Raw genomic sequence first — 21,379 nt, 5'->3', positions numbered from 1 at the left:
TGGCGAACCGTCCCGGCCGATCAGGTCGTGGGTGCGTTCGTCACCCGGTACGCATGTGTGGCTGGCGGTCATCGCGATCACCAGCCTCGTCATCGCGCTCTCCCCCGCCGCGCTGGACACCTACCTCCTCCACCGCAACAGCAGCAACCTCCACCAGCTCGCGCACCACCCGATGCGGGCCCTGCTGAGCAGTGCGTTCTGGATCGAGAACCCGTCGGACTTCCTGCTGTACGCGGTGCTCTTCGAGGTCTTCCACGCCCCCGTGGAACGCTGGCTCGGCACCCCGAAATGGCTCCTCACCGTCGCCACCGCCCACATCGCGGCCACGCTCGTCAGCCAGCAGGTGGTCCTGGCGGCCATCCGACTCCACGACGTGCCGCGCAGCATGGCGCACGTCGTCGACATCGGGGTCAGCTACGGCCTCGCCGCCTCGGCCGGGATCCTCACCTACCGGCTGCCGTACCCCTGGCGCCTGTTCTACCTCGCCGCGGTGGTCGCGTTCTTCCTCGTGCCGCTCGCCACCGACCGTACGTACACCGACCTCGGTCACGCGATCTCGCTGGCGATCGGCCTGGCCTGCCACCCGCTGACCCGCGGAGCGCCGGCCGGCGGAAAACCGGTCGCCACCGAACGGCCGCCCGACGCACACTAGTTGTACGCGGGGGACACGGGGGATCCCCCGGGTGCGGCCGCTTCGAGCGTGCGGACTCCGGTCCGCGCGGGCCGCGACCCGCGAAGGCCCGCTCCCCGAGGGGAGCGGGCCTTCGTCCGGGTGTCGCCGGTTCAGGCAGCCAGCAGGCGCTCCAGGACGAGCGCGATGCCGTCCTCCTCGTTCGAGGCCGTCACCTCGTCCGCCACCGCCCGCAGCTCCTCGTGGGCGTTGCCCATGGCCACGCCGTGCGCCGCCCAGCCGAACATCGGGATGTCGTTCGGCATGTCGCCGAAGGCGATCGTCTCCGCGGCCTTCACACCGAGCCGACGCGCCGCGAGCGACAGGCCGGTCGCCTTGCTGAGGCCGAGCGGGAGGATCTCCACGATGCCCGGGCCCGCCATGACGACGTCGACGAGCCCGCCGACCGTCTCCCGCGCGGCCCGGGTCAGCTCGTCGTCGGACAGCGTCGGATGCTGCATGTACAGCTTGGTCAGCGGCGCCGCCCACAGCTCCGCCGGGTCCTCGTACGGCACGTACGGCAGCGGTCCCTCATGGGCCCGATAGCCGGGACCCATCAGGACCTCGCCCTCCAGGCCGTCGCGGCTGGCGGCCAGCGCCAGCGGGCCCACCTCCGCCTCGATCTTGGAGAGCGCGAGCCCCGCGAGCTGCCGGTCCAGGGTCAGCGAGGTCAGCAGCCGGTGCTCACCGGCGTGGTAGACCTGCGCGCCCTGCCCGCACACCGCGATCCCCTGGTAGCCGAGGTCGTCCAGGATGTGCCGGGTCCAGGGCACCGCCCGGCCGGTGACCACGATGTGCGCGGCACCCGCCGCCGTCGCCGCGGCGAGCGCGTCCCGCGTGCGGTCCGAGACGGACTCGTCGGACCGCAGCAGCGTGCCGTCGAGGTCCGTCGCGACCAGGCGGTAGGGGAAGGGGCTCACTTGGCGATCGGCTCCAGGACCTCGCGGCCGCCGAGGTACGGACGGAGCACCTCGGGCACCCGCACGGAGCCGTCGGCCAGCTGGTGGTTCTCGAGGATCGCCACGATCGTGCGCGGTACGGCGCACAGCGTGCCGTTCAGGGTGGCCAGCGGCTGCACGACCTTCTTGCCGTCCTTGTCGTCGCGCAGGCGGACGGAGAGGCGGCGGGCCTGGAAGCTGTCGCAGTTCGAGGCGGAGGTCAGCTCGCGGTACTTGCCCTGCGTCGGGATCCACGCCTCGCAGTCGAACTTGCGGGAGGCGGAGGCGCCGAGGTCACCGGTGGCGACGTCGATGACCTGGAACGGCAGCTCCAGCGAGGTCAGCCACTGCTTCTCCCACTCCAGGAGCCGCTTGTGCTCGGCCTCGGCGTCCTCCGGAGCGACGTACGAGAACATCTCGACCTTGTCGAACTGGTGGACGCGGAAGATGCCCCGGGTGTCCTTGCCGTACGTGCCGGCCTCGCGGCGGAAGCAGGGCGAGAAGCCCGCGTACCGCAGCGGCAGCTTGTCGGCCTCGATGATCTCGTCCATGTGGTACGCGGCGAGGGGCACCTCGGACGTGCCGACGAGGTAGTAGTCGTCCTTCTCCAGGTGGTACACGTTCTCCGCGGCCTGGCCGAGGAAGCCGGTGCCCTCCATGGCGCGCGGACGGACCAGCGCCGGGGTCAGCATGGGGATGAAGCCGGCCTCGGTGGCCTGGGCGATCGCCGCGTTGACCAGGGCGAGCTCCAGGAGGGCGCCGACGCCGGTCAGGTAGTAGAAGCGCGAGCCGGAGACCTTGGCGCCCCGCTCGACGTCGATGGCGCCGAGCGCCTCGCCCAGCTCCAGGTGGTCCTTGGGCTCGAAGCCCTCGGCCGCGAAGTCGCGGATGGTGCCGTGCGTCTCGAGGACGACGAAGTCCTCCTCGCCGCCCACGGGCACGTCCGCGTGGACGATGTTCCCGAGCTGGAGCAGAAGCTGCCTGGCCGTCTCGTCGGCCTCGTTCTGCTCGGCCTCCGCGGCCTTGACGTCGGTCTTGAGCTGCTCGGCCTTCTGCAGGAGCTCGGCGCGCTCCTCCGGGGTGGCCTTGGGGATCAGCTTTCCGAGCGCCTTCTGCTCGGATCGGAGCTCGTCGAAGCGGACGCCGGACGACCTGCGCCGCTCATCGGCGGAGAGCAGGGCGTCGACGAGCGCGACGTCCTCTCCACGGGCGCGCTGGGAGGCGCGAACACGGTCGGGGTCCTCACGGAGCAGGCGAAGGTCAATCACCCCACCAGGCTACCGGTGCGCGTTCGCGTGCCCCCACCGGATAAGGGGGCGCGTGTTGATTCGCCCGAATTGAGACCCGGGGAAATGTCGGTAGGCGGAGTCGTCCCCTTCACTTATCCACAGGCTGTGCGGAAAATCTGTGGACTACAGAGAAGGGCCCGGGGATTCCGCTCATCGTGCCTGGGAATTCCGTGATCAAACACCCTTCACACACTCATTTGGGTGGGAATTGGTCGCTCCAACGGGTGGGTCAACAGAGGGTTGCTGACGGGAACGCCAGGAGGGTGCTGTGGATGGCGCACGGATGGGCGGAGAGTGAGGGGGGCGATTTGTCGACCTTGTCTCGGCGAGGTGTCGACTTGTCCCCAGGACCCACAAGGCGCCTGTGGATAACTTCTGTGGGTAACTGAAAAGTATGCAGGTAGGACTAGTGGTCCGTACCTGTGGACGACCGATCACGCCGACGCGGGAGTTCCTCCACCATCGGATCAGGCCCGACCGTCCTGGGCCCTCGTCAGCCAGTCGGAGGCCTCCATGAACTCCACGTCCGAAGTCCCGCGCCGCAGCGCCGACACGTCCTCCACCGAGACGCCCGCCCGGGGGTACGAGCCGAGGAACCGCACCTTGGGGCAGATCCGCTTGAGGCCCATCAGCGCCTCGCCCACCCGCCGGTCCGAGATATGGCCCTCGGCGTCCACGGCGAAGCAGTAGTTCCCGATCCCCGCTCCCGTGGGCCGGGACTGGATCAGCATCAGGTTCACCCCGCGCACCGCGAATTCCTGGAGCAGTTCGAGGAGGGCACCCGGATGATCGTCACCCAGCCACAGCACCACCGAGGTCTTGTCCGCGCCCGTCGGAGCCGCCGGCCGGGCCGGCCGACCCACGAGCACGAACCGCGTCTCGGCGTTCTCCGCGTCGTGGATCTCCGTGACCAGCGCCTCCAGGCCATACGTCGCCGCCGCGAACTCCCCCGCGAAGGCGGCGTCGAACCGGCCCTCCTGCACCAGCCGGGCGCCGTCCGCGTTGGAGGCCGCCGACTCCCACACCGCCTCGGGCAGATGGGCCCGCAGCCAGTTCCGGACCTGCGGCTGGGCCACCGGGTGGCCCGTGACCGTCTTGATCTCGGAGAGCTTGGTCCCGGGCCGGACGAGCAGCGCGAAGGCGATCGGGAGGAGTACCTCGCGGTAGATCATCAGCGGCTCGCCGGAGGCCAGCTCGTCCAGCGTCGCGGTCACCCCGCCCTCGACCGAGTTCTCGATCGGGACGAGCGCGGCGGCGGCCTCCCCGTTCCGCACGGCGTCGAGGGCGGCCGGGACCGAGACCATGGGGACGAGCTCCCGCGTCGCGGCCTCGGGCAGCGTGCGCAGCGCCGCCTCAGTGAAGGTGCCTTCGGGGCCGAGATAGGTGTACCGGGTGGCGGACATGACGTCACCCTAATGCTCGCCGCCGGAGAGGGCCGCCGCACCGGCGGGGCGCCCCTCCGGTCGGGACGGTCAGGCCTCCAGCAGGCGCTGGCCCACGTACTCGCCCTCGGCGGGCCCGCCCGGGACCGCGAAGAGCCCGCTCGCCTCGTGGCGGATGAACGCGGACAGCGCGTCGCCCCGATCGAGCTTGCGCTGCACCGGGACGAAGCCCCTGAGCGGGTCCGCCTGCCAGCAGACGAAGAGGAGCCCCGCGTCCGGCGTTCCGTCCGGACCGATCCCGTCGTGGAAGGAGAACGGCCTGCGCAGCATCGCCGCCCCGCCGTTCTGTTCGGGGGCGGAGATCCGGGAGTGGGCGTTGTCGGGGATGACGGGCTTCCCGTCCGGCCCGAGCTTGTCCAGATCGAGTGCGGTGGTCTCGGAGCCACCGGTGAGCGGGGCCCCGTCGGACTTCCGGCGCCCGATCACCTTCTCCTGCCGGTCCAGCGGCAGCTTCTCCCAGTCGTCGAGCAGCATCCGGATCCGGCGCACCACCGCGTACGAGCCGCCGGCCATCCACTCCGGCGCGCCGCCCGATCCGGACGGGACGAAGATCCGCCGGTCGAAGTCCGGGTCGGTGGGCTTCGGATTGCCCGTGCCGTCGACCTGACCCATCAGGTTGCGGGCGGTCATCGGCTTCGCGGTGGCGCCGGCCGAGCGGTTGAAGCCGTTCATCTGCCAGCGCACCCGGGCCGCGTCCCCCGCGTCCTTCTGGACGGCGCGCAGCGCGTGGAAGGCGACGAGCGCGTCGTCGGCGCCGATCTGCACCCACAGATCGCCCTCCGAGCGCCGGGGGTCCAGGGCGTCGGCGGAGAAGGCGGGCAGCGGATCCAGCTCGGCGGGGCGGCGCGAGGTGAGCCCGGTGCGGTCGAAGAAGGTCCGGCCGAAGCCGAAGGTGACCGTGAGGGAGGACGGGCCCGCGTCGAGCGCGACCCCGGTGTCCTCGGCCGGGGCCTTGCCCGCCATCAGCACCTTCGCCGTGGCCGACCAGCGGCGCAGCAGGGCGGCGGCCTCCTTGCGGCCGGCGCCCGGGGCGAGGTCGAAGGCGACCAGATGGCCACGGGACTGGAGGGGGGTGGTGATGCCCGCCTGATGTTTCCCGTGAAACATCACCGCGGTCGAGCCGACGGTGGTCAGGGCCGGGGTGCCGTCGGCTCCGGCGGTGTCGTCGGACAGGGCCGCGGAGATCCCGGCTCCACCGGCCGCGCCGGCGACGAGGCCGGCCGCGCCCGCCGCGCCGACGGCGCCGAGCAGGCGCCGTCGGGAGAGATCGAGGTTGTCGCTGTCGGTCACGAGGCTCAGCCGATCTTCACGTTCTTGTCGATGGTGGTCTGGTCGATCTCGGAGGTACGGACGGTCACCTGGATCTTCCAGTCGCCCGGCATCGGGACCTGGACGCCGCTCGCGCTCCAGTGTCCGGTCTGGATCCGGTCGGGGGTGACGGGCAGCGGGCCCACGTTCTTCGCCTCCAGGGTGAGGGCGACCTTGATCTCGGGGACGTCCAGCGGCTTGCCGTTGGGGCGCTCGACGAAGATGTGGAGCGCGTTGGCACCGGTGCGGCCGGGGTCGAGGCTGAGACGGACGACGCCCTTGCCGTCGACGCCGCCGGTGTCGAAGGGCAGCCGGATGTCGACGGGCCGGTCGGGCACGGCGGCCGGGCCGGAGGCGGTGGCCCGCCCGGCCTCCTCCTCGGTGCGACCGGGCTCGGTCGAGGTGAGGACGGTGGTCACGGCGAGGAGGACGACGGCGACTGCGGCCTCGGTCAGCACCGAGCGGCGCAGACCGGTCCGCTCGGGGTCGGCGTCCCGCTCCCGCTTCCGCCGGGCGGTGGCGACGGCGGCCCGCTGCCGGGCGAGCTGCGCGGCCCGCGTCGGATCGACCGATCCGGCGGCTTCGCCCGAGACCCCGGGCCCGTCGGCCTCGGACCCACCGTCCGGCCCCTCGGCTTCCGGGCTCTCGTCCGTGCCCGGGTCATCATCCGCGCCCGGGCCCTCGTCCGAGCCCAGGTCATCACCCGCGCCCAGGTCATCACCCGAGCCCAGGTCATCGTCCGCGACCAGCGTCTTGTCCGCTCCCCCCGGTGACGGTTCAGCCAGGCGCTGGGTCCAGCGGCGGGAGATCCAGGCGATGCCGACGAGGACCGCCATGAGGCCGATCTTGACCAGGAGCAGCTGGCCGTACCGGGTCCCGGTCAGCGCGGACCAGGAGCCGACCTGGCGCCAGGACTGGTAGAGCCCGGTGGCCGCGAGGGCGGTCACGGAGCCGAGGGCCACCTTGGAGAAGCGCTCGACGGCGGAGCGTTCGACGGACGGCGCCCGGTAGAGGGCGACGAGGAGCACGGTGAGGCCGCCGAGCCAGGCGGCGACGGCGAGGAGGTGCAGGATGTCGACGGGCATGGCGACGCCCGGCTGGATACCGGTCGAGGCGTGCTCGGCCAGGGCCCAGGTCCCGGCGATGCCGGCGGCGACGACGGTGCCGCCGAGGGCGAGTCCGAAGGAGAGGTCCTTCTTCTCCTTCGGGTCGGTGCGGCGGGCGTAGGCGCCGAAGAGGACGGCCACGAACAGCGCGGCCGCGCCGAGCAGCAGCAGCCGGGAGGTGAGCGCGGCGCCGGTCTTCGTCTCCAGGACGGTCCTCAGGCCGACCAGGTCGAAGGCGTCGGAGAGCTTCCCGGAGCCGGTGTACGGATGGCGCAGGAGCAGCATCGCCAGGGTGGCGCCGGTGAGGGTCAGCCAGCCCCGGACCACGGTCTGCTGGACGGGGCGGACGCTCGCGCCGCGCGGCCAGCAGGCCAGGACGAAGGCGCCGCCGCCGACGAGGACGGCGAATCCGGCGTACGCGAGGTAGCGGGCGATGCCGTAGAGGGCGCCGACGAGGCCGCCGCCGGGCGCCTGGTCGGACAGGGCGACGGAGGTCGTGGAGGGGGCTCCGACGGAGAAGGTGAAGGCACCGGCGACGGGGTGGCTGTCGGCCGAGACGGCCTGCCAGGCCACGGTGTACGTGCCGTCGGGCAGTCCGGCGCGGAGCCCCACCCCGTACCGGACGACGGAGCCGCTGCACAGATCGCGTATCTCGCCGGTGTCGGCCCGCCGGCCCGCCGGGTCGAGGACCCGGATGGAGTCGGGGCTCATGGCGACCTGTTCGGAGAAGGTCAGGTTGACCTCCTTGGGGGCGGTGGCGACCACCGCCCCGTCCTTCGGGTCGCTGCCGGTCAGCGCCGCGTGCGCGGAGGCGGGGGCGGCGCCGGCGAGCAGCGTGCCGAGCAGCGCGGCCGCGAGGATCAGCAGCCGGGCCAGGGCGTTGCCGAGGCGCGGGGCGGTGGTTGTCATCTCTGTGTCACTCCGTCAACGAGCTCAGTGCTGCTGCGGGTTGTGGTTGGGCGCTTCGACGGGAAGGTCGACCTTGATGGGGTCGGACTTCTCGAAGTGCAGCTCGATGCCGACCTTGTCGCCCTGCTTGGGCTTCGACTTCAGCTCCATGAACATGATGTGGTTGCCGCCGCGTTCGAGCTTCAGCTCGCCGTTCGCGGGGATGTCGAAGGACTTCACCTCCTGCATCTTCTGGTTCTTCGCCTCGTGGATGGTGACGTCGTCCGAGAGCGGGCTGGTGACGGAGGTCAGCTTGTCCGCCGTGTCGCCGTCGTTCTTGATCGTGAGGAAGCCGCCGGCCATGTCCATCACGGGCTGGGGCATGAACGCGCCGCTGACCTCCAGGTCGGGCTTGCTCTCGGAGGACGAGCACCCGGTCAGCGCGAGCGCGGCGGCGAGCGCCACGGCGGCGGACAGGGCGGTGGTGCGGCGGGTCACGGGTTCTCCCCCTTGATGATCTTCGGCAGGTCCTTGGCGTAGTCGTCGACGGTCGCGTCCTCGCCGTACAGGACGTAGCCCTGGTCGGTGGTGGGCGAGAAGGCGATCACCTGGGCTCCGTGCATGGAGACGACCGAGCCGTCCTTCTCCTTCTTCGGCGGGTCGATGCCGATGCCGATCTGCCGGGCCCCCGCCTGGATGGCGGAGAAGTCGCCGGTGAGGCCGGTGAAGGAGGGGTCGCCGGCGGCGGGCAGCCACTTGGCGAGCTCGGCGGAGGTGTCCCGCTCGGGGTCGGTGGTGACGAAGACGACCTGGAGCCTGTCCTGATCGGCCTTGGGGAGCTTCTTCTTGGCGATGGCGATGTTGCTCATCGTCAGGGGGCAGACGTCGGGGCAGTGCGTGTAGCCGAAGTAGATGAGCGTCGGCTTGCCCTTGGTCCGCTCCCGCAGGTCGTACTTCTCGCCCTTGGTGTCGGTGAGGACGAGCGCGGGCTTGGTGAACGGCCGGTCGAGGACGGTGGCGGCCTTGGTGGACCCGGTGACGCCGGAGACCTCGGCGACTGCCGAGCCGGAGCCCGAGGGCTTGTCGTCGTCGCCGAGGCCGACGGCGGCGGTGAGGCCGATCGCGGCGACGATCGCGACGGCCGCGATGACCAGCGGCGTGCGCCGCCCGGGACGGGCCGTGGCCGTCCCGGGCGTCTTCTCTTCAGACATGGTGCTTCTTCCGGATCGGGTGGGGACGCGGCCGTCAGGCCGAGCGGCGGCGGCCGGCGAGGACGCCGAAGGCGACGCCCGCGACACCGACGAGGATGCCGACGACGCCGAGGACGCGGGCCGTGGTGTCGGTGGAGGACGCGGAGGCGGTCTCCTGGTGGTCGGCCGTCTTGTCGTCGTGACCGGCCTTCTCGTCCGTCCCGGCGGAGGCGGAGGCGGACGGAGCGGCGCCGCCGTGGTGGTCCTCGGAGGCGGCGGAGAGCTTCAGGACGGGGGCCGGGTTCTCCGGCTCCTCCGCGCCCTCCTTCTGCTCCTCGATCCAGCGCACGACCTCCTTGTTGGAGTACGTCTGGATCGACTTGAGGACCAGCTGGTCGGCGTCCTCGGGCAGCCGGCCGAGGGAGAGCGGGAACTGCTGGAACTGGCCGGGGCCGATCCCCGAGCCGTCGGCGGTCCAGGTGACCTTGGAGACGGCCTCGTTGATCTTCTTGCCGTGCAGCTCCAGCGGCTTGTCGAGCTTGCTCTTGGTGACCTCGGCCTTCCAGCCGGGGATGGGCTGCGGCATGACGGAGGCCAGCGGGTGGTCGAGCGGGAAGTTGACCTCCAGCTTCACGGTGGAGGCGTTGTCGCGCTCGTTCGGGACCTTGATGTTGACGGTCGCGTAGCCGCCCTTGGCCGCCTCGCCCTGCGGCTGCACGCTGACGTGCGCGAAGGCGGTGCCGGACAGCAGCACCACGGAGGAGAGGGCGATGCCGCCGGCGAGGACGGCGCGGGCGGAGGTACGGGTACGGGAAACGCTCATGGCGGAAGACACTCCAGCTCGAAAGTCTCGGAAGATGTGGAGAGCGCGCCGGGGGACCGGAGTCCCGCACGGGCGTGCGGACGGGCACGGCCCGCTCACGACGAGCGGTCCGTGTCAGGCTGCGAGGACGCAGTCGGCGGCCGGGGGGCCGCGCCTGATCACCGTGTGCTGGAGGGCCTCGGCCACCGGCGGCGGCGAGGAGTCGAAGGGGGCCCGGAGAGTCCGCCGCGGCCCCGTGCGCGGCGCCGACGGCAGTCCGGCGAGCAGGGCCCGTACGAGACGGAGCGCGGCCCGCAGGGAGCGCACGAGGGCGCACTCGGCGAGCTCCGTCGCGCCCTGCTCGGAGAGTTCCACGAGCCGGCCGAGGGCGTGGTCGCCGCGGCGCAGCAGCCAGCCCGCGGCCAGGGCGGCCAGGAGGTGGCCGAGGAGCATGGGCAGGCCGGGCAGCAGCTCGCCGGCGGGCGTGATCGCCTCGGCGGCCAGGTGTCCCGTGTGGGCGTGCGCGTCGGCCGGGTCAAGCCCGGCGTCGGTGATGATCCGGGTGGCGTCGGCGGGGCTGAGGGAGGCGGTGCCCGCCCCGCAGACCAGCCGGGCGGCCATCCGGACGAGGGCGTCGTCGGCCTGCTCGCTCAGGGCGAGCTGCCGCTGTCCGAGCCCGAAGAGGACGTGCAGGCCGAGCTGCCCGCCGGTGAGGGCGCCGACGACGAAGCCGAGGGAGCGCGCGCGGCCGGCGAGGAGGACGGTGACGCCGAAGACGCCGAGGAATCCGGCGACGAGGGTCCACAGGGCGATGCCCGCGCAGGCGGCGAGGGCGTGTCCCAGCGCGGACAGCACGACGCAGACCGCGGTGAACACCGCGGCCCTCAGCAGCCGTGGAGCGAGCGCGGGGGCAGTCATGGCGGCCCCATCATCGCACCACGTCCCACACCGCCATGCGGCAGGTCCGGAAGGTCGTTCTTGAACGCCTTCGGGTGACATACACCGGCGCACGCCCCCGGTGCATCCGCCGAACGAGCGCTCTTGACGCCTCCGGGGGCTTACGGAGCGCCCGCCCCGGCAATACGTATCGGTATGTCGAGCCGCTGCCGGGAGGCTGGAGCATGAGCATCTGGTGGTCACTCCATCTGCGGCGCGAGGCCGCGAGCGTGCCACTCGCGCGAAGGCTTCTGCTGGGCACGATGGAGACGGCGGGTGTCGATCCCGACGTGTCGTACGAGTTGTCGGTCGCGCTGACCGAGGCGTGCGCCAACGCCGTCGAGCACGGCGGCGGAGCGGGCTCGCGGGAGCCGGGCGGGGCGTACCGGGTGACGGCGTACCTGGACGGCGAGACGTGCCGCATCGAGGTGGCGGACTCGGGCCCGGGCTTCCCCGGCGCCGGGGCGCCGGCCGTCCCGGCGGACGAGGCCGAGCACGGCCGGGGGATGCGCCTGATCGAGGAGCTGGCCGATCACGTGCAGTTCGGCAACCGCTCGGGCCGGGGCGGCGCCGTGGTCAGCTTCGACAAGATCCTGAAGTGGCGGGACAGCCCGTCGCTCCTCATGGCGTGACGTGAAGGCGCGACGCAAGGTGCGGCGTAAAGGCGTGACGCAAAGGTGCGGCGTAAGGGCGTGAGGTACGGGGAAGGGCCCCCGCCGGTCGGTCGGCGGGGGCCCTTCCCTTCCAACGTACGCGGGGTTCAGCCCTTCAGCGCGGCCATCCACGCCTCGACCTCGTCGGCGCGGCGCGGCAGCGCGTCCGAGAGGTTCCGGTTGCCGTCCTCCGTGACGAGGATGTCGTCCTCGATGCGGACGCCGATGCCGCGGTACTCCTCCGGCACGGTCAGGTCGTCGGCCTGGAAGTACAGACCGGGCTCGACGGTCAGGCACATGCCCGGTTCGAGGGTGGTGTCCACGTACATCTCGGTGCGCGCGGCGGCGCAGTCGTGGACGTCCATGCCGAGCATGTGGCCGGTGCCGTGCAGGGTCCAGCGGCGCTGGAGGCCGAGCTCCAGGACGCGGTCGACCGGGCCCTCGACGAGGCCCCACTCGACGAGCTTCTCGGCGAGGACGCGCTGGGCGGCGTCGTGGAAGTCGCGGTAGGCGGCGCCGGGCTTCACCGCGGCGATGCCGGCCTCCTGCGCCTCGTACACGGCGTCGTAGATCTTGCGCTGGATCTCGGTGTACCGGCCGTTGATCGGCAGGGTGCGGGTGATGTCGGCGGTGTAGAGCTCGTTCGTCTCGACGCCGGCGTCGAGCAGCAGCAGGTCGCCGGAGCGGACGTCGCCGTCGTTGCGGACCCAGTGCAGGGTGGTGGCGTGCGGGCCGGCGGCGCAGATGGAGCCGTAGCCGATGTCGTTGCCCTCGACGCGGGCGCGCAGGAAGAACGTGCCCTCGATGTAGCGCTCGCTGGTGGCCTCGGCCTTGTCGAGGACCTTGACGACGTCCTCGAAGCCGCGGGCGGTCGAGGCGCAGGCCTTCTCCAGCTCGGCGATCTCGAAGGAGTCCTTGATGAGGCGGGCCTCGGAGAGGTACACGCGCAGCTCTTCGTCGCGCTCGGCGGTGACCTTGTCGGTCAGCGCGGCCTCGATGCCGGCGTCGTGGCCGCGGACGGCGCGGACGGGGCCGGTGGCCTCCCTGAGGGCGTCGGCGAGCTCGCGGACGTCCTTCGCCGGGATGCCGAGGAGCTGCTCGGCCTCGGCGAGGGAGTGGCGGCGGCCGACCCACAGCTCGCCCTGGCCGTCGAGCCAGAACTCGCCGTTCTCGCGGTTCGAGCGCGGCAGCAGGTAGACCGTGGCCTCGTGGCCGTCCTCGGTCGGCTCCAGGACGAGGACGCCGTCCTGCGTCTGGTCGCCGGTGAGGTACGCGTACTCGGTGGAGGCGCGGAAGGCGTACTCGGTGTCGTTCGACCGGGTCTTCAGGTTCCCGGCGGGGATCACCAGGCGCTCGCCCGGGAAGCGGGCGGAGAGCGCGGCGCGGCGCGCGGCGGTCTTGTCGGCCTGCGCGATCGGCGCGAGGTCGTGCAGCTCGGTGTCGGCCCAGCCGGACCGCATGTTCTCGGCGAGCTCGTCGGACACGCCCCCGTACAGCCCGTTCTTGCGCTGCTTGATCGGCTGCTCTTCGGTCTCGGTCTCTTCCGGGGTCTCCGGGGTGAGCTCCTCGGCCACGGGTCTGCCTCCTCTTGGTACGACACTGAACCCCCACCATCGTACGGTCGTGCGGAAGGGGGCCCAGGGCCGGAAGACCCATTACCGGAGAGTTGCGTTCCGGTTACACCTATCGGTCGGAACGGCTCACTCGAAGCGGGCGGCGAGCAGGACCACGTCCTCGCCGTCCACGGCCGGGTCCAGGCCCTCGGGGAGCAGGGCCCGCAGGACGTGGTCGGCGACGGCGCCCGGGTCGCCCCGGTCCGCCTTCGGCACGCTCGCGGCGGCCGCGTGGAGCCGCGCGAAGGCCCGGTCCATGGCGTCGCCGGTACGGCGCAGCAGCCCGTCCGTGTAGAGGAGCACCGTTTCTCCGGGCGCGAGGGACAGCTCCACGCTCGGCGCCTCCCAGCAGGAGAGCATCCCGAGCGGGGCCGACAGCGAGGTCTCGACGAACTCGGTGCGGCGGTCGCCGACGACCAGCGGCGGGGCGTGACCGGCGCCGGCGAGGACGATCCGGCGCTGCGCGGGCTCGGCGTAGGCGAAGAGGGCGGTCGCCGAGCGGGCGGGTTCGGTGATCCGGAGCAGCAGCTCCAGGTCGGAGAGGACGGCGACAGGGTCCTCGCCCTCCATCACGGCGTACGCCCGGAGGGAGGCGCGCAGCCGGCCCATGGCGGCCAGCGCGCTGGGCCCGGTGCCGGAGACGGAGCCGACGGCCAGACCGAGGGCGCCGTCGGGCAGCGGCAGCGCGTCGTACCAGTCGCCGCCGCCCAGCGGGCCGGTGCGGTGGCGGGCGGCGAGCTGGACGCCGGGGACGCGCGGGAGACGGCTGGGGAGCAGCTCCTCGGTGACGGTGGCGACCTGGACGCGGGCGCGCTCGACCTGGAGGAGCCGGGCGAGGTGCTCGGTGGCGAAGCGGCCGTAGAGCCCGATGAGGTGGCGCTGCCGGTCGGTGGGTTCGGCGGGCTCGTCGTAGAGCCAGACGACCGCGCCGAGTCGGCCGGCCTGCTCGGTGGCGAGGGGCAGGGCGTAGCTGGCGGCGTAGCCGAGGCGGGCGGCGACCTCGCGGTGGCGCGGGTCGAGGCCCTCCTCCGCACGGACGTCGCGGATGGCGATCGGGTCGGGGACGCGCTCGGGGTGCCCGGGGTCGGGGAGGCCGTCGAGGAGGCGGCCGTAGCTGGTGTCGCCGCGGGGGACGGTCTCGATGGTGCCGAGGTCGGCGTGGGCGAGGCCGAGGCCGATGGTGCTGGTGGGGCCGCGGCCGTCGGCCGGTTCGAGGACGGCCATGCCGCGGCGGGCGCCGACGAGGGCGGCGCCGGCGCCGAGCGTCTCGCGGAGGGCCTCGTCGAGGGAGGCGGTCTTGATGAGGCGCTCGGTGAGTTCGTGGAGGGTGGTGAGGTCGGAGACCCAGGAGGCCAGCCGGTCCTGGATCAGGACACCGGGCGGGAGGGCCGCGTCGGCGGGGCTCGCCGCCGCGGGCACCCCGGGGAGGGGCGGCGTAGTGTGCGGGGGCCCGGGAGCCGTGGAATTGATTCCGGCCACTTTCGGCATGTGTGGGGCGCTCATGGCAGTCGGCTTTCCGACCGGTGCGTTTGACGCCAAAGCATCGCAAACCCCCATGTCAATCTGAGCCGCTCGATGCATCCACATGTACACGCACAAGAGGAACGATGTCCAGCATTGTCCCCACGGGACTTGTGGTGTCCGTGAGGTCGTGCGAGGGGGTTGAAGTACGCGGGAAGTTGGCCGAAAATTGCCCCCGGTGTGCACCTTTTGCGGTCGACTGGCGTCGTTTGAAAGCGCGTCATTCCAAGCGTGCTGGGTACGTAATCGGTGACAGGCAGGGGCAGTTGACACCGCCCCGGAACGTGACGCGGAACCCCGGCGTCTTTCCCGCCGCAGGCCGCAACCCGTCACCGAGTGGCGGGGAACGTGTTCTGACCCGCTCCGGCTCTGACCTGGCTCCACCCGGTTCCCCCGGGATCCACCCGGCACCGGCCCGGTCCGCCCCGCTCCCCAGGGGGCCGGCGCCCCGCCGACCCGGCACGCGCTGATACGCACGGTGAAGAGTTCTGCACATGGTGTGATGTGGATTCGGCGTTCAACGGAAAGGAACGAGCGCTCATGCGCGAGATCCTCGGAAGGCGACGCAGGCTCCGGTTCCGGCGCAAGGAGAGGACCGCCCGGCTCGACGCCGCGGTCACCTTCGCGGTCGAGTGGAACTGGCCCGTCCTGCCGGGCGCGGGCCTGAGAGCGACGACCCGTACGGCCACGGGAGCGGCCTGCTCCTGCCCCGACCCCGACTGCGTGGTGCCCGGCGCGCACCCCTACGACCCCGGGCTGCTCGCGGCCACCACGGACGAGCGCATGGTCCGCTGGTGGTGGACCCGGCGCCCGGACGCCCCGGTGGTCCTCGCCACCGGCGGCGCCGCGCCCTGCGCGGTCAGCCTCCCGGCGGTGGCGGGGGCGCGGGCCCTCGCCGCGCTCGACGCGACGGGCATGCGGCTCGGCCCGGTGGTGGCGACCCCGACCCGGTGGTCGATCCTCGTCGCCCCGTACGGCCTCGAACGGCTGGGCGAGCTGCTGTACGCGAAGGACAGCGTGCCCAGCTCGCTGCGGTTCCACGGCGAGGGCGGCTACCTGCTGCTTCCGCCGTCGGTCGCGGGGACCGGGCAGGTCCGCTGGGAGCGGGCGCCGCTCGCCGGCTCGGCCCGGCCGTGGCTGCCCGACGTGGAGGCGGTGGTCGACGCCCTGGTCGAGGCGAGCACGAGCACGCCGGGCGGCGGGAGCAGGCTGGCGTACTGAGCCCGGTCGGGGACGTTCGTACGGGGGCCGCTCGGGGGCTTTCGTACTGAGCCCGGTCGGGGACTTTCGTACGGAGGCCGCTCGGGGGCTTTCGTGCGGAGGCGGGTCGGGGCGGACGCGGTCGTTCACCCGAACGGGTGTGTCCTGGTCCGACTTGCAGGGAAAACGGGCGCGCGGCCGACCGCGCGCCCGGATCCCGCCGCTATGTTCACCCCACCGTCCAAGATCTCCAGATCTCCGGATCTCCAGCCGAGCAGGAGCAGGTGGGTCCCATGAGCCCGGTGAACCTCCGCGTGGTCGGACTCGGGACCGCCGTCACGGTCGCCGTCCTGCTGCCCCTCGTCGCGACGGCGAGGCCGACGGGGGACCCCGTACGGCCGGCCGGCGCGAGTGCCGAGGGGGACGCGAAGCCCGGGGACCTGCTCAAGGGACTCGGCCTGGGACCCCATACACCGGCCTCCGCTCCCCCCGCAACCGGTCCCGCGGTCCCGGCGGCTCCCGCGGCTCCCGCACGCGTCACGCGTTGTGGGCCGGAACTCGCCTCTCCGGAGGGGGCCGAGGCACAGACCTGCGTCCTGGGCGAGGAACACGAGGTCTGGGCGCGCACGTACTACCGGAACGCCACGGGCCGACAGTTCGACGCGTTTCTGACCCTCATGGGCCCCGGCGGGCGGACCGTGCAAGTGAGCTGTCCGGTTCCGGCACAGGACGAACCGGGGACCTGCGAAACGCCGAGGGAGCGCGCTCGCGGCGCGGTCACCGTGTATACGGCGGTCGCGGAATTCGCGGGAGCGGGCGAGGGGGACACCACTCCGCTGCTGCTCCGCGCGGGAAGCAACACGGCGGACAGTGAAGGAAGTTGAACGTCGGACGCCCCGGCCCTGCCGGAAGCGGACATGGAAAGGCCCGGTCGCTGGCGACGGGGGATGCACCAGCGACCGGGCTTCAAGAACGGTAACAAGAGATCTGCTGTTCGCAAATTCGATCTCGGTTATTCGGACAGGGAATTATCCGTCCGAGGACCCGTCTTGTGGTGGAAGTCACCGACCGGTCGGTCTGCCTGTCACCGATACCGCCTGGGGTATCAGCTGAGAGTGACCTGACGGTTCGTGAGGCCGCCGCGCGCCCGGCGCTCCTCCGCCGTCAGCGGGGCGTCCGAGGCGAGCGCCGCGGCCAGCCGCTCGGCGAACTCGGCCGCCGGCTTCTCGCAGTCCTCGGCGGTCATCGAGGACGGCAGGTCCCACACCGGCACCATCAGACCGTGGGCCCGGAAGGAGCCGACGAGCCGGGTGTCCGCGCCGAGCGAGGTGCCCTCGCCGGCCTGGAGGCGGGCGAGCGCGTCGAGGAGCTTCTCCTCCGGGTGCGGCATGACCCAGCGGAGGTGGTTCTTGTCCGGAACCTCGCACCAGTACGCGGAGTCGACGCTCGCCAGCTTCACGGTCGGGATCGCCGCCGCGTTGGCCCGCTCCAGGGAGGCCGCGACCTCCGGGTCCGCGCCGTCCGCGGACTGCGGGATCCAGAACTCGAAGCCCGAGTGGACCTCCGGGACGAACGGGGCGTCCGCGTCGAGCAGCTCCTGCAGGCGCGGGCCCTCGGCCGGCACCCGGCGTGCGGGGACCGGGGTGCCCGGCTCCGCCTCCAGGGCGCGCTGGAGGGTGTCGGCGAGGTCGCGGGCCAGGTCGCCGGAGGTGGAGTCGTTCTGCAGGGCGAGCAGGACGGAGCCGTCGTCGCGACGGAGCGCCGGCCACGCCATCGGCAGCACGGTCGCGAGCGTCACCGACGGCACGCCCTCCGGCAGGCCGCCCTTCAGGGTGAGCGGCACGGTGGCGGCCGGCACCAGCTCGCGCAGCGCGACCCAGTCGCACTCGCCGGGCAGGCCCTCGAAGGGGCGCTGGACGAGCTCGGTCACGGCGTGCGCGGCGGCCCGGCCGTGACACGCCTTGTAGCGGCGGCCCGAACCGCACGGGCACGGCTCGCGGGCGCCGACGACCGGGATCTCTCCGCTCGTGACCTGTGCCTGGCCGGTCTTGCCGGCCTTCGTCTGGGGGCGCTTCTTGGCCATGGTGTGGCTTTCTCCCGATCGCGGCTGTGCTGTGTGCGGTGCTGTATCGGGCGCGAGCCTAGCCGCACCGGGCCCCGGGGCCGTTCAGGCGGGGCGGCACGACGGCCCGGGCGGCCGCCGCCGGAAGACCGCGCCCGCCGCCGCTTCCCGGCGTCACCTTCCGCCACCGCCTCCCGGCGCCGGTTCTAGGCCCGGACCGCCGTACGCGTTTCGGCCCGGACCGCCGTGCGCGTCTCAGTCCAGATCGTCGTACGCGTCGAGGAAGTCGAAGCCCGAGCCGCCGCCGACGCGCGCGGCGAAGTCCTCGCGGCGGTGTCCCTCGGTGACGACCACCCAGACGGTGACCTCACCGGTCGCGCTGTCCCGTACGCCCCAGTCCTGGGCCAGCGCCCCGATGATGTTCAGCCCGCGGCCGCCCCGTGCGGTGACCGAGGGCGTCGATGGAACGGGCCGTGTCGGACCACCCCCGTCGGTCACCTCGACCCGCAGGCCGCCCCCCGGGTCGACCCGCCAAGCCGCCCGTACATCGCCTTCGCCCCGCTCCGCGTGGTTCAGCGGCCTGCCGTACCGACAGGCATTGCTGAGCAGTTCGGAGAGGATCAGCACCGCGTCATCGACGACCGATTCGGGCACCCCGCTGCGGTACAGCTCGTCCCGCATCCGGTGTCGCGCCTCACCCACGCCCGCAGGGCCATGGGGTACGGCCATGCTCGACGACGTGGGCACCTCCTGTGCCACCACCAACGCCACCCCCGAGACCTCCTTTGCCCCACGCCACCGTGTGGATGCCCCAATGGCCTGGACCGGAAACCGGCCGATCCGTGTGGGATGGGGCACTCGTGACGATCGCGTACGCGTGGAACGCGCCGGGGCACGCCCCGTAAGGGCTGTTGTCTCCTGTGACGGATGGGAAACGAGTGACGGGAGAGGCCGTCCGGCGGCGCTCAGTCACGCCCCAGCTGGGCGATCACCTGCTTCGGACGGTTGGTGATGATCGCGTCCACGCCCAGGCGCTCGCAGAGCTCGACGTCCTCCGCTTCGTCCACCGTCCAGACGTGCACCTGGTGCCCGGCCTTCTGGAGCCGCAGGATCACGGCGGGATGGTGCCGGACGATCCGGATCGACGGGCCCGCGATGCGCGCACCCGCGGGCAGCCGCCCGTCGCGCAGCCGGGGCGAAACGAACTGGGCGAGCGAGACGGTGGGCAGCGTCGGCGCGGCGGCGGCGATCCGGTACAGGGAACGGGCCGAGAAGCTCATGACGCGTACGGGGGATTCGGCGGGGGACGCGGGCGCGTCCAGGCCGAAGCGCTTGAGGAGCTGGAGCAGCTTCTCCTCGACCTGGCCGCGCCAGCGGGTGGGGTGCTTGGTCTCGATGGCCAGCTCGACCCGGCGCCCGGCGTCGGAGACCAGCTCCAGGAGCCGCTCCAGGGTGAGGACGGAGGTGTATCCGGGGTCCCGCCAGTCGGGGCTCTCGCCGGAGTCGTCCCGCCCCTTCCAGGTGCCGAAGTCGAGGGCGGTGAGATCGGCGAGTTCCAGCGCGGAGACGGCGCCGCGGCCGTTCGAGGTGCGGTCGACCCGTCGGTCGTGGACGCAGACGAGATGGCCGTCGGCAGTGAGCCGGACGTCGCACTCCAGGGCGTCCGCGCCGTCCTCGATGGCCTTCACATAGGCGGCGAGGGTGTGTTCCGGTGCGTCCTCGGATGCTCCGCGGTGGGCGACGACCTGGAGGGGGACGCGGTTCGAGTGCTGCCGTGCGTGAGTCACCGCGTCATGGTGCCATTGGCGGGGTGGCACGGGCACCTCGGATGCTGTCCGTTCTGTCCGTATATAAAGGATGAGGTGCGAACGCACAGCTCCGCCTTACAGCGGCCTGACGTCCTGTGGGAAAAGCTGGTGCAGCACCCTGGAGCCACCCACGTACCCCCATCCCGCGCAGTCAACGAGGAGAGCGAGCTGTGAGCACCGAGAACGAGGGCACGCCGGTTCCGGCGGACCCGGCTGCCCCCTCCGCCCCTCCCGTACCCCCGACGTCGCTGGACGAGCCGGCGGGCGGCACGCCCCAGCAGGCGACGCCGGAGCCCGCCCCGGAGTCCTCCCCGCGGCCGGCCCCGCAGCCGTCCCCGCAGGGGGACGAACCGACAGTGGTCCAGGCCGCGGCCCCGGCGGCTCCGCACCAGCCCCCCGCACCCGCGCCCGCGCCCGCCGCGCCCGCCGGTGGTTGGCCGCCGCCCCCGCCGGCCGTCCCGGCCTGGGGCACCCCGCACCCTCCCGTGCCCCCTGCGGCGCCGCGCAGGCGGACCGGCGGCCTCGTGGCGGCCGTGCTCGTCGCGTCGCTCGTCGCGGGCGGCATCGGCGGCGGCATCGGTTACTGGGCGGCCGAGCGCGGCGACAACGGCTTCACCTCGACCACGGTCTCCTCCGGTCAGGCCCCGGCCTCCTTCAAGCGTGACCCGGGGACGGTCGCGGCGGTCGCCGCGAAGGCCCTGCCGAGCGTGGTCACCATCCAGGCGAAGTCCGGCGGCCAGGAGAGCGAGGGCGGTACGGGCACGGGATTCGTCTACGACAAGGAAGGCCACATCGTCACCAACAACCACGTGGTGGCGTCGGCGGCTGACGGCGGCACGCTGTCCGTGACGTTCTCGGACGGCAAGACGTACGACGCGGAGGTCGTCGGGCGGGCCGAGGGCTACGACGTGGCGGTCATCAAGCTGAAGGACGCCCCGAAGGGGCTGACGCCGCTGCCGCTCGGGGACTCCGACAAGGTGGCGGTCGGCGACTCGACGATCGCGATCGGCGCCCCCTTCGGCCTGTCGAACACGGTGACGACGGGCATCGTCAGCGCCAAGAACCGCCCGGTCGCCTCGGGCGACGGCTCCGGCGGCAGCAACTCGTACATGAGCGCGCTGCAGACGGACGCCTCGATCAACCCGGGCAACTCCGGCGGCCCGCTGCTCGACGCGAGCGGCGCGGTGATCGGCATCAACTCGGCCATCCAGTCGACCAGCGGCGGCTTCGGCCAGTCCCAGGCGGGCTCGATCGGCCTCGGCTTCGCGATCCCGGTCAACCAGGCGAAGAACGTGGCGCAGCAGCTGATCAAGACGGGCAAGCCGGTGTACCCGGTGATCGGCGCGACCGTGAACATGAACGAGAAGGGGCAGGGCGCGACGATCGCCGGCCAGGGCTCCGGCGGCACCCCCTCGGTCACGCCCGACGGCCCGGCGGCGAAGGCGGGCCTGAAGGCCGGCGACGTGATCACGGGCTTCGGCGACCACCAGATCGACAGCGGCCCGACCCTGATCAGCGAGATCTGGACCCACAAGCCGGGCGACTCGGTGAAGATCACCTACGAGCGTGACGGCAAGACCGCCACGGCCACCGTCGTCCTCGGTGAACGCACCGGCGACAGCTGACGGACACGCCCGAACGTCAGGAGGGGGGACCGGACATCCGGCGCTCCCCTCCTTCGGTCTCTGCTCGGACTTCCCTGCCGGAGGCGCCCAACCGGTAGGCTGTATCCCGCTCCGTCCCAGGTGGGCCGGGGCGTGGGTGGGTTGCCCGAGCGGCCTAAGGGAACGGTCTTGAAAACCGTCGAGGCAGCGATGTCTCCGTGGGTTCAAATCCCACACCCACCGCAGCAGGTCAGGGCTCCCGGAGGCCGAGCGGCGCAAGCTGCGCGGCCCCAAGATGGCGATGATCTTCCAGGACGCGCTCTCCTCGCTGAACCCGGTCTTCTCCGTC

Annotated in this window: 19 protein-coding genes and 1 tRNA gene; 6 read left to right on the top strand and 14 right to left on the bottom strand. The window is 72.4% G+C overall.

Annotated elements, in window-relative coordinates; translation table 11 throughout:
- Nucleotides 1-31 precede the first annotated feature (31 nt).
- On the top strand, nt 32-652 hold the full coding sequence (locus ABZ318_RS06710; protein ID WP_356901416.1) for a rhomboid-like protein: 621 nt from the start codon (nt 32-34) through the stop codon (nt 650-652).
- 131 nt (nt 653-783) lie between these two features.
- Here the strand turns inward: ABZ318_RS06710 and ABZ318_RS06705 are convergent, their stop codons facing one another.
- The 9 genes from ABZ318_RS06705 to ABZ318_RS06665 form a co-directional block, all read right to left on the bottom strand.
- Nucleotides 784-1,590 carry an HAD family hydrolase gene (locus ABZ318_RS06705; protein ID WP_356901415.1) on the bottom strand — a complete coding sequence of 269 codons (807 nt, stop codon included), beginning with the start codon at nt 1,588-1,590 and terminating at the stop codon, nt 784-786.
- Complete coding sequence (gene serS, locus ABZ318_RS06700; protein ID WP_356901414.1) at nt 1,587-2,876, bottom strand: serine--tRNA ligase; 1,290 nt, start codon at nt 2,874-2,876, stop codon at nt 1,587-1,589. The genes ABZ318_RS06705 and serS overlap by 4 nt, the downstream gene beginning before the upstream one ends.
- A gap of 488 nt (nt 2,877-3,364) precedes the next feature.
- The gene (pheA, locus tag ABZ318_RS06695) at nt 3,365-4,300 is read right to left on the bottom strand and encodes a prephenate dehydratase (protein WP_356901413.1); all 936 of its coding nucleotides are present in this window, start codon (nt 4,298-4,300) and stop codon (nt 3,365-3,367) included.
- Nucleotides 4,301-4,369: 69 nt separating this feature from the next.
- Nucleotides 4,370-5,629 carry an iron uptake transporter deferrochelatase/peroxidase subunit gene (gene efeB, locus ABZ318_RS06690; protein WP_356901412.1) on the bottom strand — a complete coding sequence of 420 codons (1,260 nt, stop codon included), beginning with the start codon at nt 5,627-5,629 and terminating at the stop codon, nt 4,370-4,372.
- A 5-nt stretch (nt 5,630-5,634) separates the two neighbouring features.
- Nucleotides 5,635-7,662 (bottom strand): copper resistance protein CopC, encoded by a 2,028-nt coding sequence (locus ABZ318_RS06685; RefSeq protein WP_356901411.1) that lies wholly within the window; start codon nt 7,660-7,662, stop codon nt 5,635-5,637.
- Between the two features lie 24 nt (nt 7,663-7,686).
- Nucleotides 7,687-8,139 (bottom strand): copper chaperone PCu(A)C, encoded by a 453-nt coding sequence (locus tag ABZ318_RS06680; protein WP_356901410.1) that lies wholly within the window; start codon nt 8,137-8,139, stop codon nt 7,687-7,689.
- Entirely contained in the window at nt 8,136-8,852 is a 717-nt protein-coding gene (locus ABZ318_RS06675; RefSeq protein ID WP_356901409.1) for an SCO family protein, read from the bottom strand. The genes ABZ318_RS06680 and ABZ318_RS06675 overlap by 4 nt, the downstream gene beginning before the upstream one ends.
- Before the next feature lie 34 nt (nt 8,853-8,886).
- The gene (locus ABZ318_RS06670; protein WP_356901408.1) at nt 8,887-9,654 is read right to left on the bottom strand and encodes a YcnI family protein; all 768 of its coding nucleotides are present in this window, start codon (nt 9,652-9,654) and stop codon (nt 8,887-8,889) included.
- Nucleotides 9,655-9,768: 114 nt separating this feature from the next.
- Nucleotides 9,769-10,551, bottom strand: a complete 783-nt coding sequence (locus ABZ318_RS06665; protein ID WP_356901407.1) for a hypothetical protein — start codon at nt 10,549-10,551, stop codon at nt 9,769-9,771.
- Nucleotides 10,552-10,754: 203 nt separating this feature from the next.
- On the opposite strand from ABZ318_RS06665, the gene ABZ318_RS06660 reads away from it, so the two are divergent.
- The gene (locus ABZ318_RS06660; protein WP_356901406.1) at nt 10,755-11,201 is read left to right on the top strand and encodes an ATP-binding protein; all 447 of its coding nucleotides are present in this window, start codon (nt 10,755-10,757) and stop codon (nt 11,199-11,201) included.
- A 128-nt stretch (nt 11,202-11,329) separates the two neighbouring features.
- On the opposite strand, the gene ABZ318_RS06655 is transcribed toward ABZ318_RS06660, so the two are convergent.
- Both ABZ318_RS06655 and ABZ318_RS06650 read right to left on the bottom strand, forming a co-directional pair.
- Nucleotides 11,330-12,796 (bottom strand): aminopeptidase P family protein, encoded by a 1,467-nt coding sequence (locus ABZ318_RS06655; RefSeq protein WP_356901405.1) that lies wholly within the window; start codon nt 12,794-12,796, stop codon nt 11,330-11,332.
- 126 nt (nt 12,797-12,922) lie between these two features.
- On the bottom strand, nt 12,923-14,392 hold the full coding sequence (locus ABZ318_RS06650; protein ID WP_356901404.1) for a PP2C family protein-serine/threonine phosphatase: 1,470 nt from the start codon (nt 14,390-14,392) through the stop codon (nt 12,923-12,925).
- Nucleotides 14,393-14,896: 504 nt separating this feature from the next.
- Between ABZ318_RS06650 and ABZ318_RS06645 the strand changes: the two genes are divergently transcribed.
- Both ABZ318_RS06645 and ABZ318_RS06640 read left to right on the top strand, forming a co-directional pair.
- Nucleotides 14,897-15,577, top strand: a complete 681-nt coding sequence (locus tag ABZ318_RS06645) for a bifunctional DNA primase/polymerase (protein WP_356901403.1) — start codon at nt 14,897-14,899, stop codon at nt 15,575-15,577.
- Nucleotides 15,578-15,849: 272 nt separating this feature from the next.
- Nucleotides 15,850-16,440: a hypothetical protein gene (locus tag ABZ318_RS06640; protein ID WP_356901402.1), complete on the top strand. Its 591-nt coding sequence runs from the start codon at nt 15,850-15,852 to the stop codon at nt 16,438-16,440.
- A gap of 221 nt (nt 16,441-16,661) precedes the next feature.
- Here ABZ318_RS06640 and ABZ318_RS06635 read toward each other — a convergent pair whose 3' ends face one another.
- The 3 genes from ABZ318_RS06635 to ABZ318_RS06625 form a co-directional block, all read right to left on the bottom strand.
- On the bottom strand, nt 16,662-17,639 hold the full coding sequence (locus ABZ318_RS06635; protein ID WP_030685553.1) for a DUF5926 family protein: 978 nt from the start codon (nt 17,637-17,639) through the stop codon (nt 16,662-16,664).
- A gap of 234 nt (nt 17,640-17,873) precedes the next feature.
- Nucleotides 17,874-18,476 carry an ATP-binding protein gene (locus ABZ318_RS06630; protein WP_356901401.1) on the bottom strand — a complete coding sequence of 201 codons (603 nt, stop codon included), beginning with the start codon at nt 18,474-18,476 and terminating at the stop codon, nt 17,874-17,876.
- A gap of 107 nt (nt 18,477-18,583) precedes the next feature.
- Nucleotides 18,584-19,405, bottom strand: a complete 822-nt coding sequence (locus ABZ318_RS06625) for a glycerophosphodiester phosphodiesterase (protein ID WP_356901400.1) — start codon at nt 19,403-19,405, stop codon at nt 18,584-18,586.
- 191 nt (nt 19,406-19,596) lie between these two features.
- Between ABZ318_RS06625 and ABZ318_RS06620 the strand changes: the two genes are divergently transcribed.
- The gene (locus ABZ318_RS06620; protein ID WP_356901399.1) at nt 19,597-21,051 is read left to right on the top strand and encodes a trypsin-like peptidase domain-containing protein; all 1,455 of its coding nucleotides are present in this window, start codon (nt 19,597-19,599) and stop codon (nt 21,049-21,051) included.
- Nucleotides 21,052-21,186: 135 nt separating this feature from the next.
- Nucleotides 21,187-21,273: transfer RNA gene (locus ABZ318_RS06615), tRNA-Ser, on the top strand.
- Nucleotides 21,274-21,379 lie beyond the last annotated feature (106 nt).

It is taken from the genome of Streptomyces sp. NPDC006197, from assembly GCF_040613865.1.
In the GTDB taxonomy this organism is placed as follows: domain Bacteria; phylum Actinomycetota; class Actinomycetes; order Streptomycetales; family Streptomycetaceae; genus Streptomyces.
The sequence above is the reverse complement of the archived record's forward strand: the minus strand, read 5'-3'. Positions and strand labels throughout refer to the sequence as shown.

Excerpts from the sequence above, each read along its gene's own strand:
- pheA (WP_356901413.1), bottom strand. The coding sequence starts at position 4,300 with ATGTCCGCCACCCGGTACACCTATCTCGGCCCCGAAGGCACCTTCACT.
- ABZ318_RS06685 (WP_356901411.1), bottom strand. The coding sequence starts at position 7,662 with ATGACAACCACCGCCCCGCGCCTCGGCAACGCCCTGGCCCGGCTGCTG.
- ABZ318_RS06675 (WP_356901409.1), bottom strand. The coding sequence starts at position 8,852 with ATGTCTGAAGAGAAGACGCCCGGGACGGCCACGGCCCGTCCCGGGCGG.
- ABZ318_RS06670 (WP_356901408.1), bottom strand. The coding sequence starts at position 9,654 with ATGAGCGTTTCCCGTACCCGTACCTCCGCCCGCGCCGTCCTCGCCGGC.
- ABZ318_RS06665 (WP_356901407.1), bottom strand. The coding sequence starts at position 10,551 with ATGACTGCCCCCGCGCTCGCTCCACGGCTGCTGAGGGCCGCGGTGTTC.
- ABZ318_RS06660 (WP_356901406.1), top strand. The coding sequence starts at position 10,755 with ATGAGCATCTGGTGGTCACTCCATCTGCGGCGCGAGGCCGCGAGCGTG.
- ABZ318_RS06650 (WP_356901404.1), bottom strand. The coding sequence starts at position 14,392 with ATGGGGGTTTGCGATGCTTTGGCGTCAAACGCACCGGTCGGAAAGCCG.
- ABZ318_RS06645 (WP_356901403.1), top strand. The coding sequence starts at position 14,897 with ATGCGCGAGATCCTCGGAAGGCGACGCAGGCTCCGGTTCCGGCGCAAG.
- ABZ318_RS06640 (WP_356901402.1), top strand. The coding sequence starts at position 15,850 with ATGAGCCCGGTGAACCTCCGCGTGGTCGGACTCGGGACCGCCGTCACG.
- ABZ318_RS06635 (WP_030685553.1), bottom strand. The coding sequence starts at position 17,639 with ATGGCCAAGAAGCGCCCCCAGACGAAGGCCGGCAAGACCGGCCAGGCA.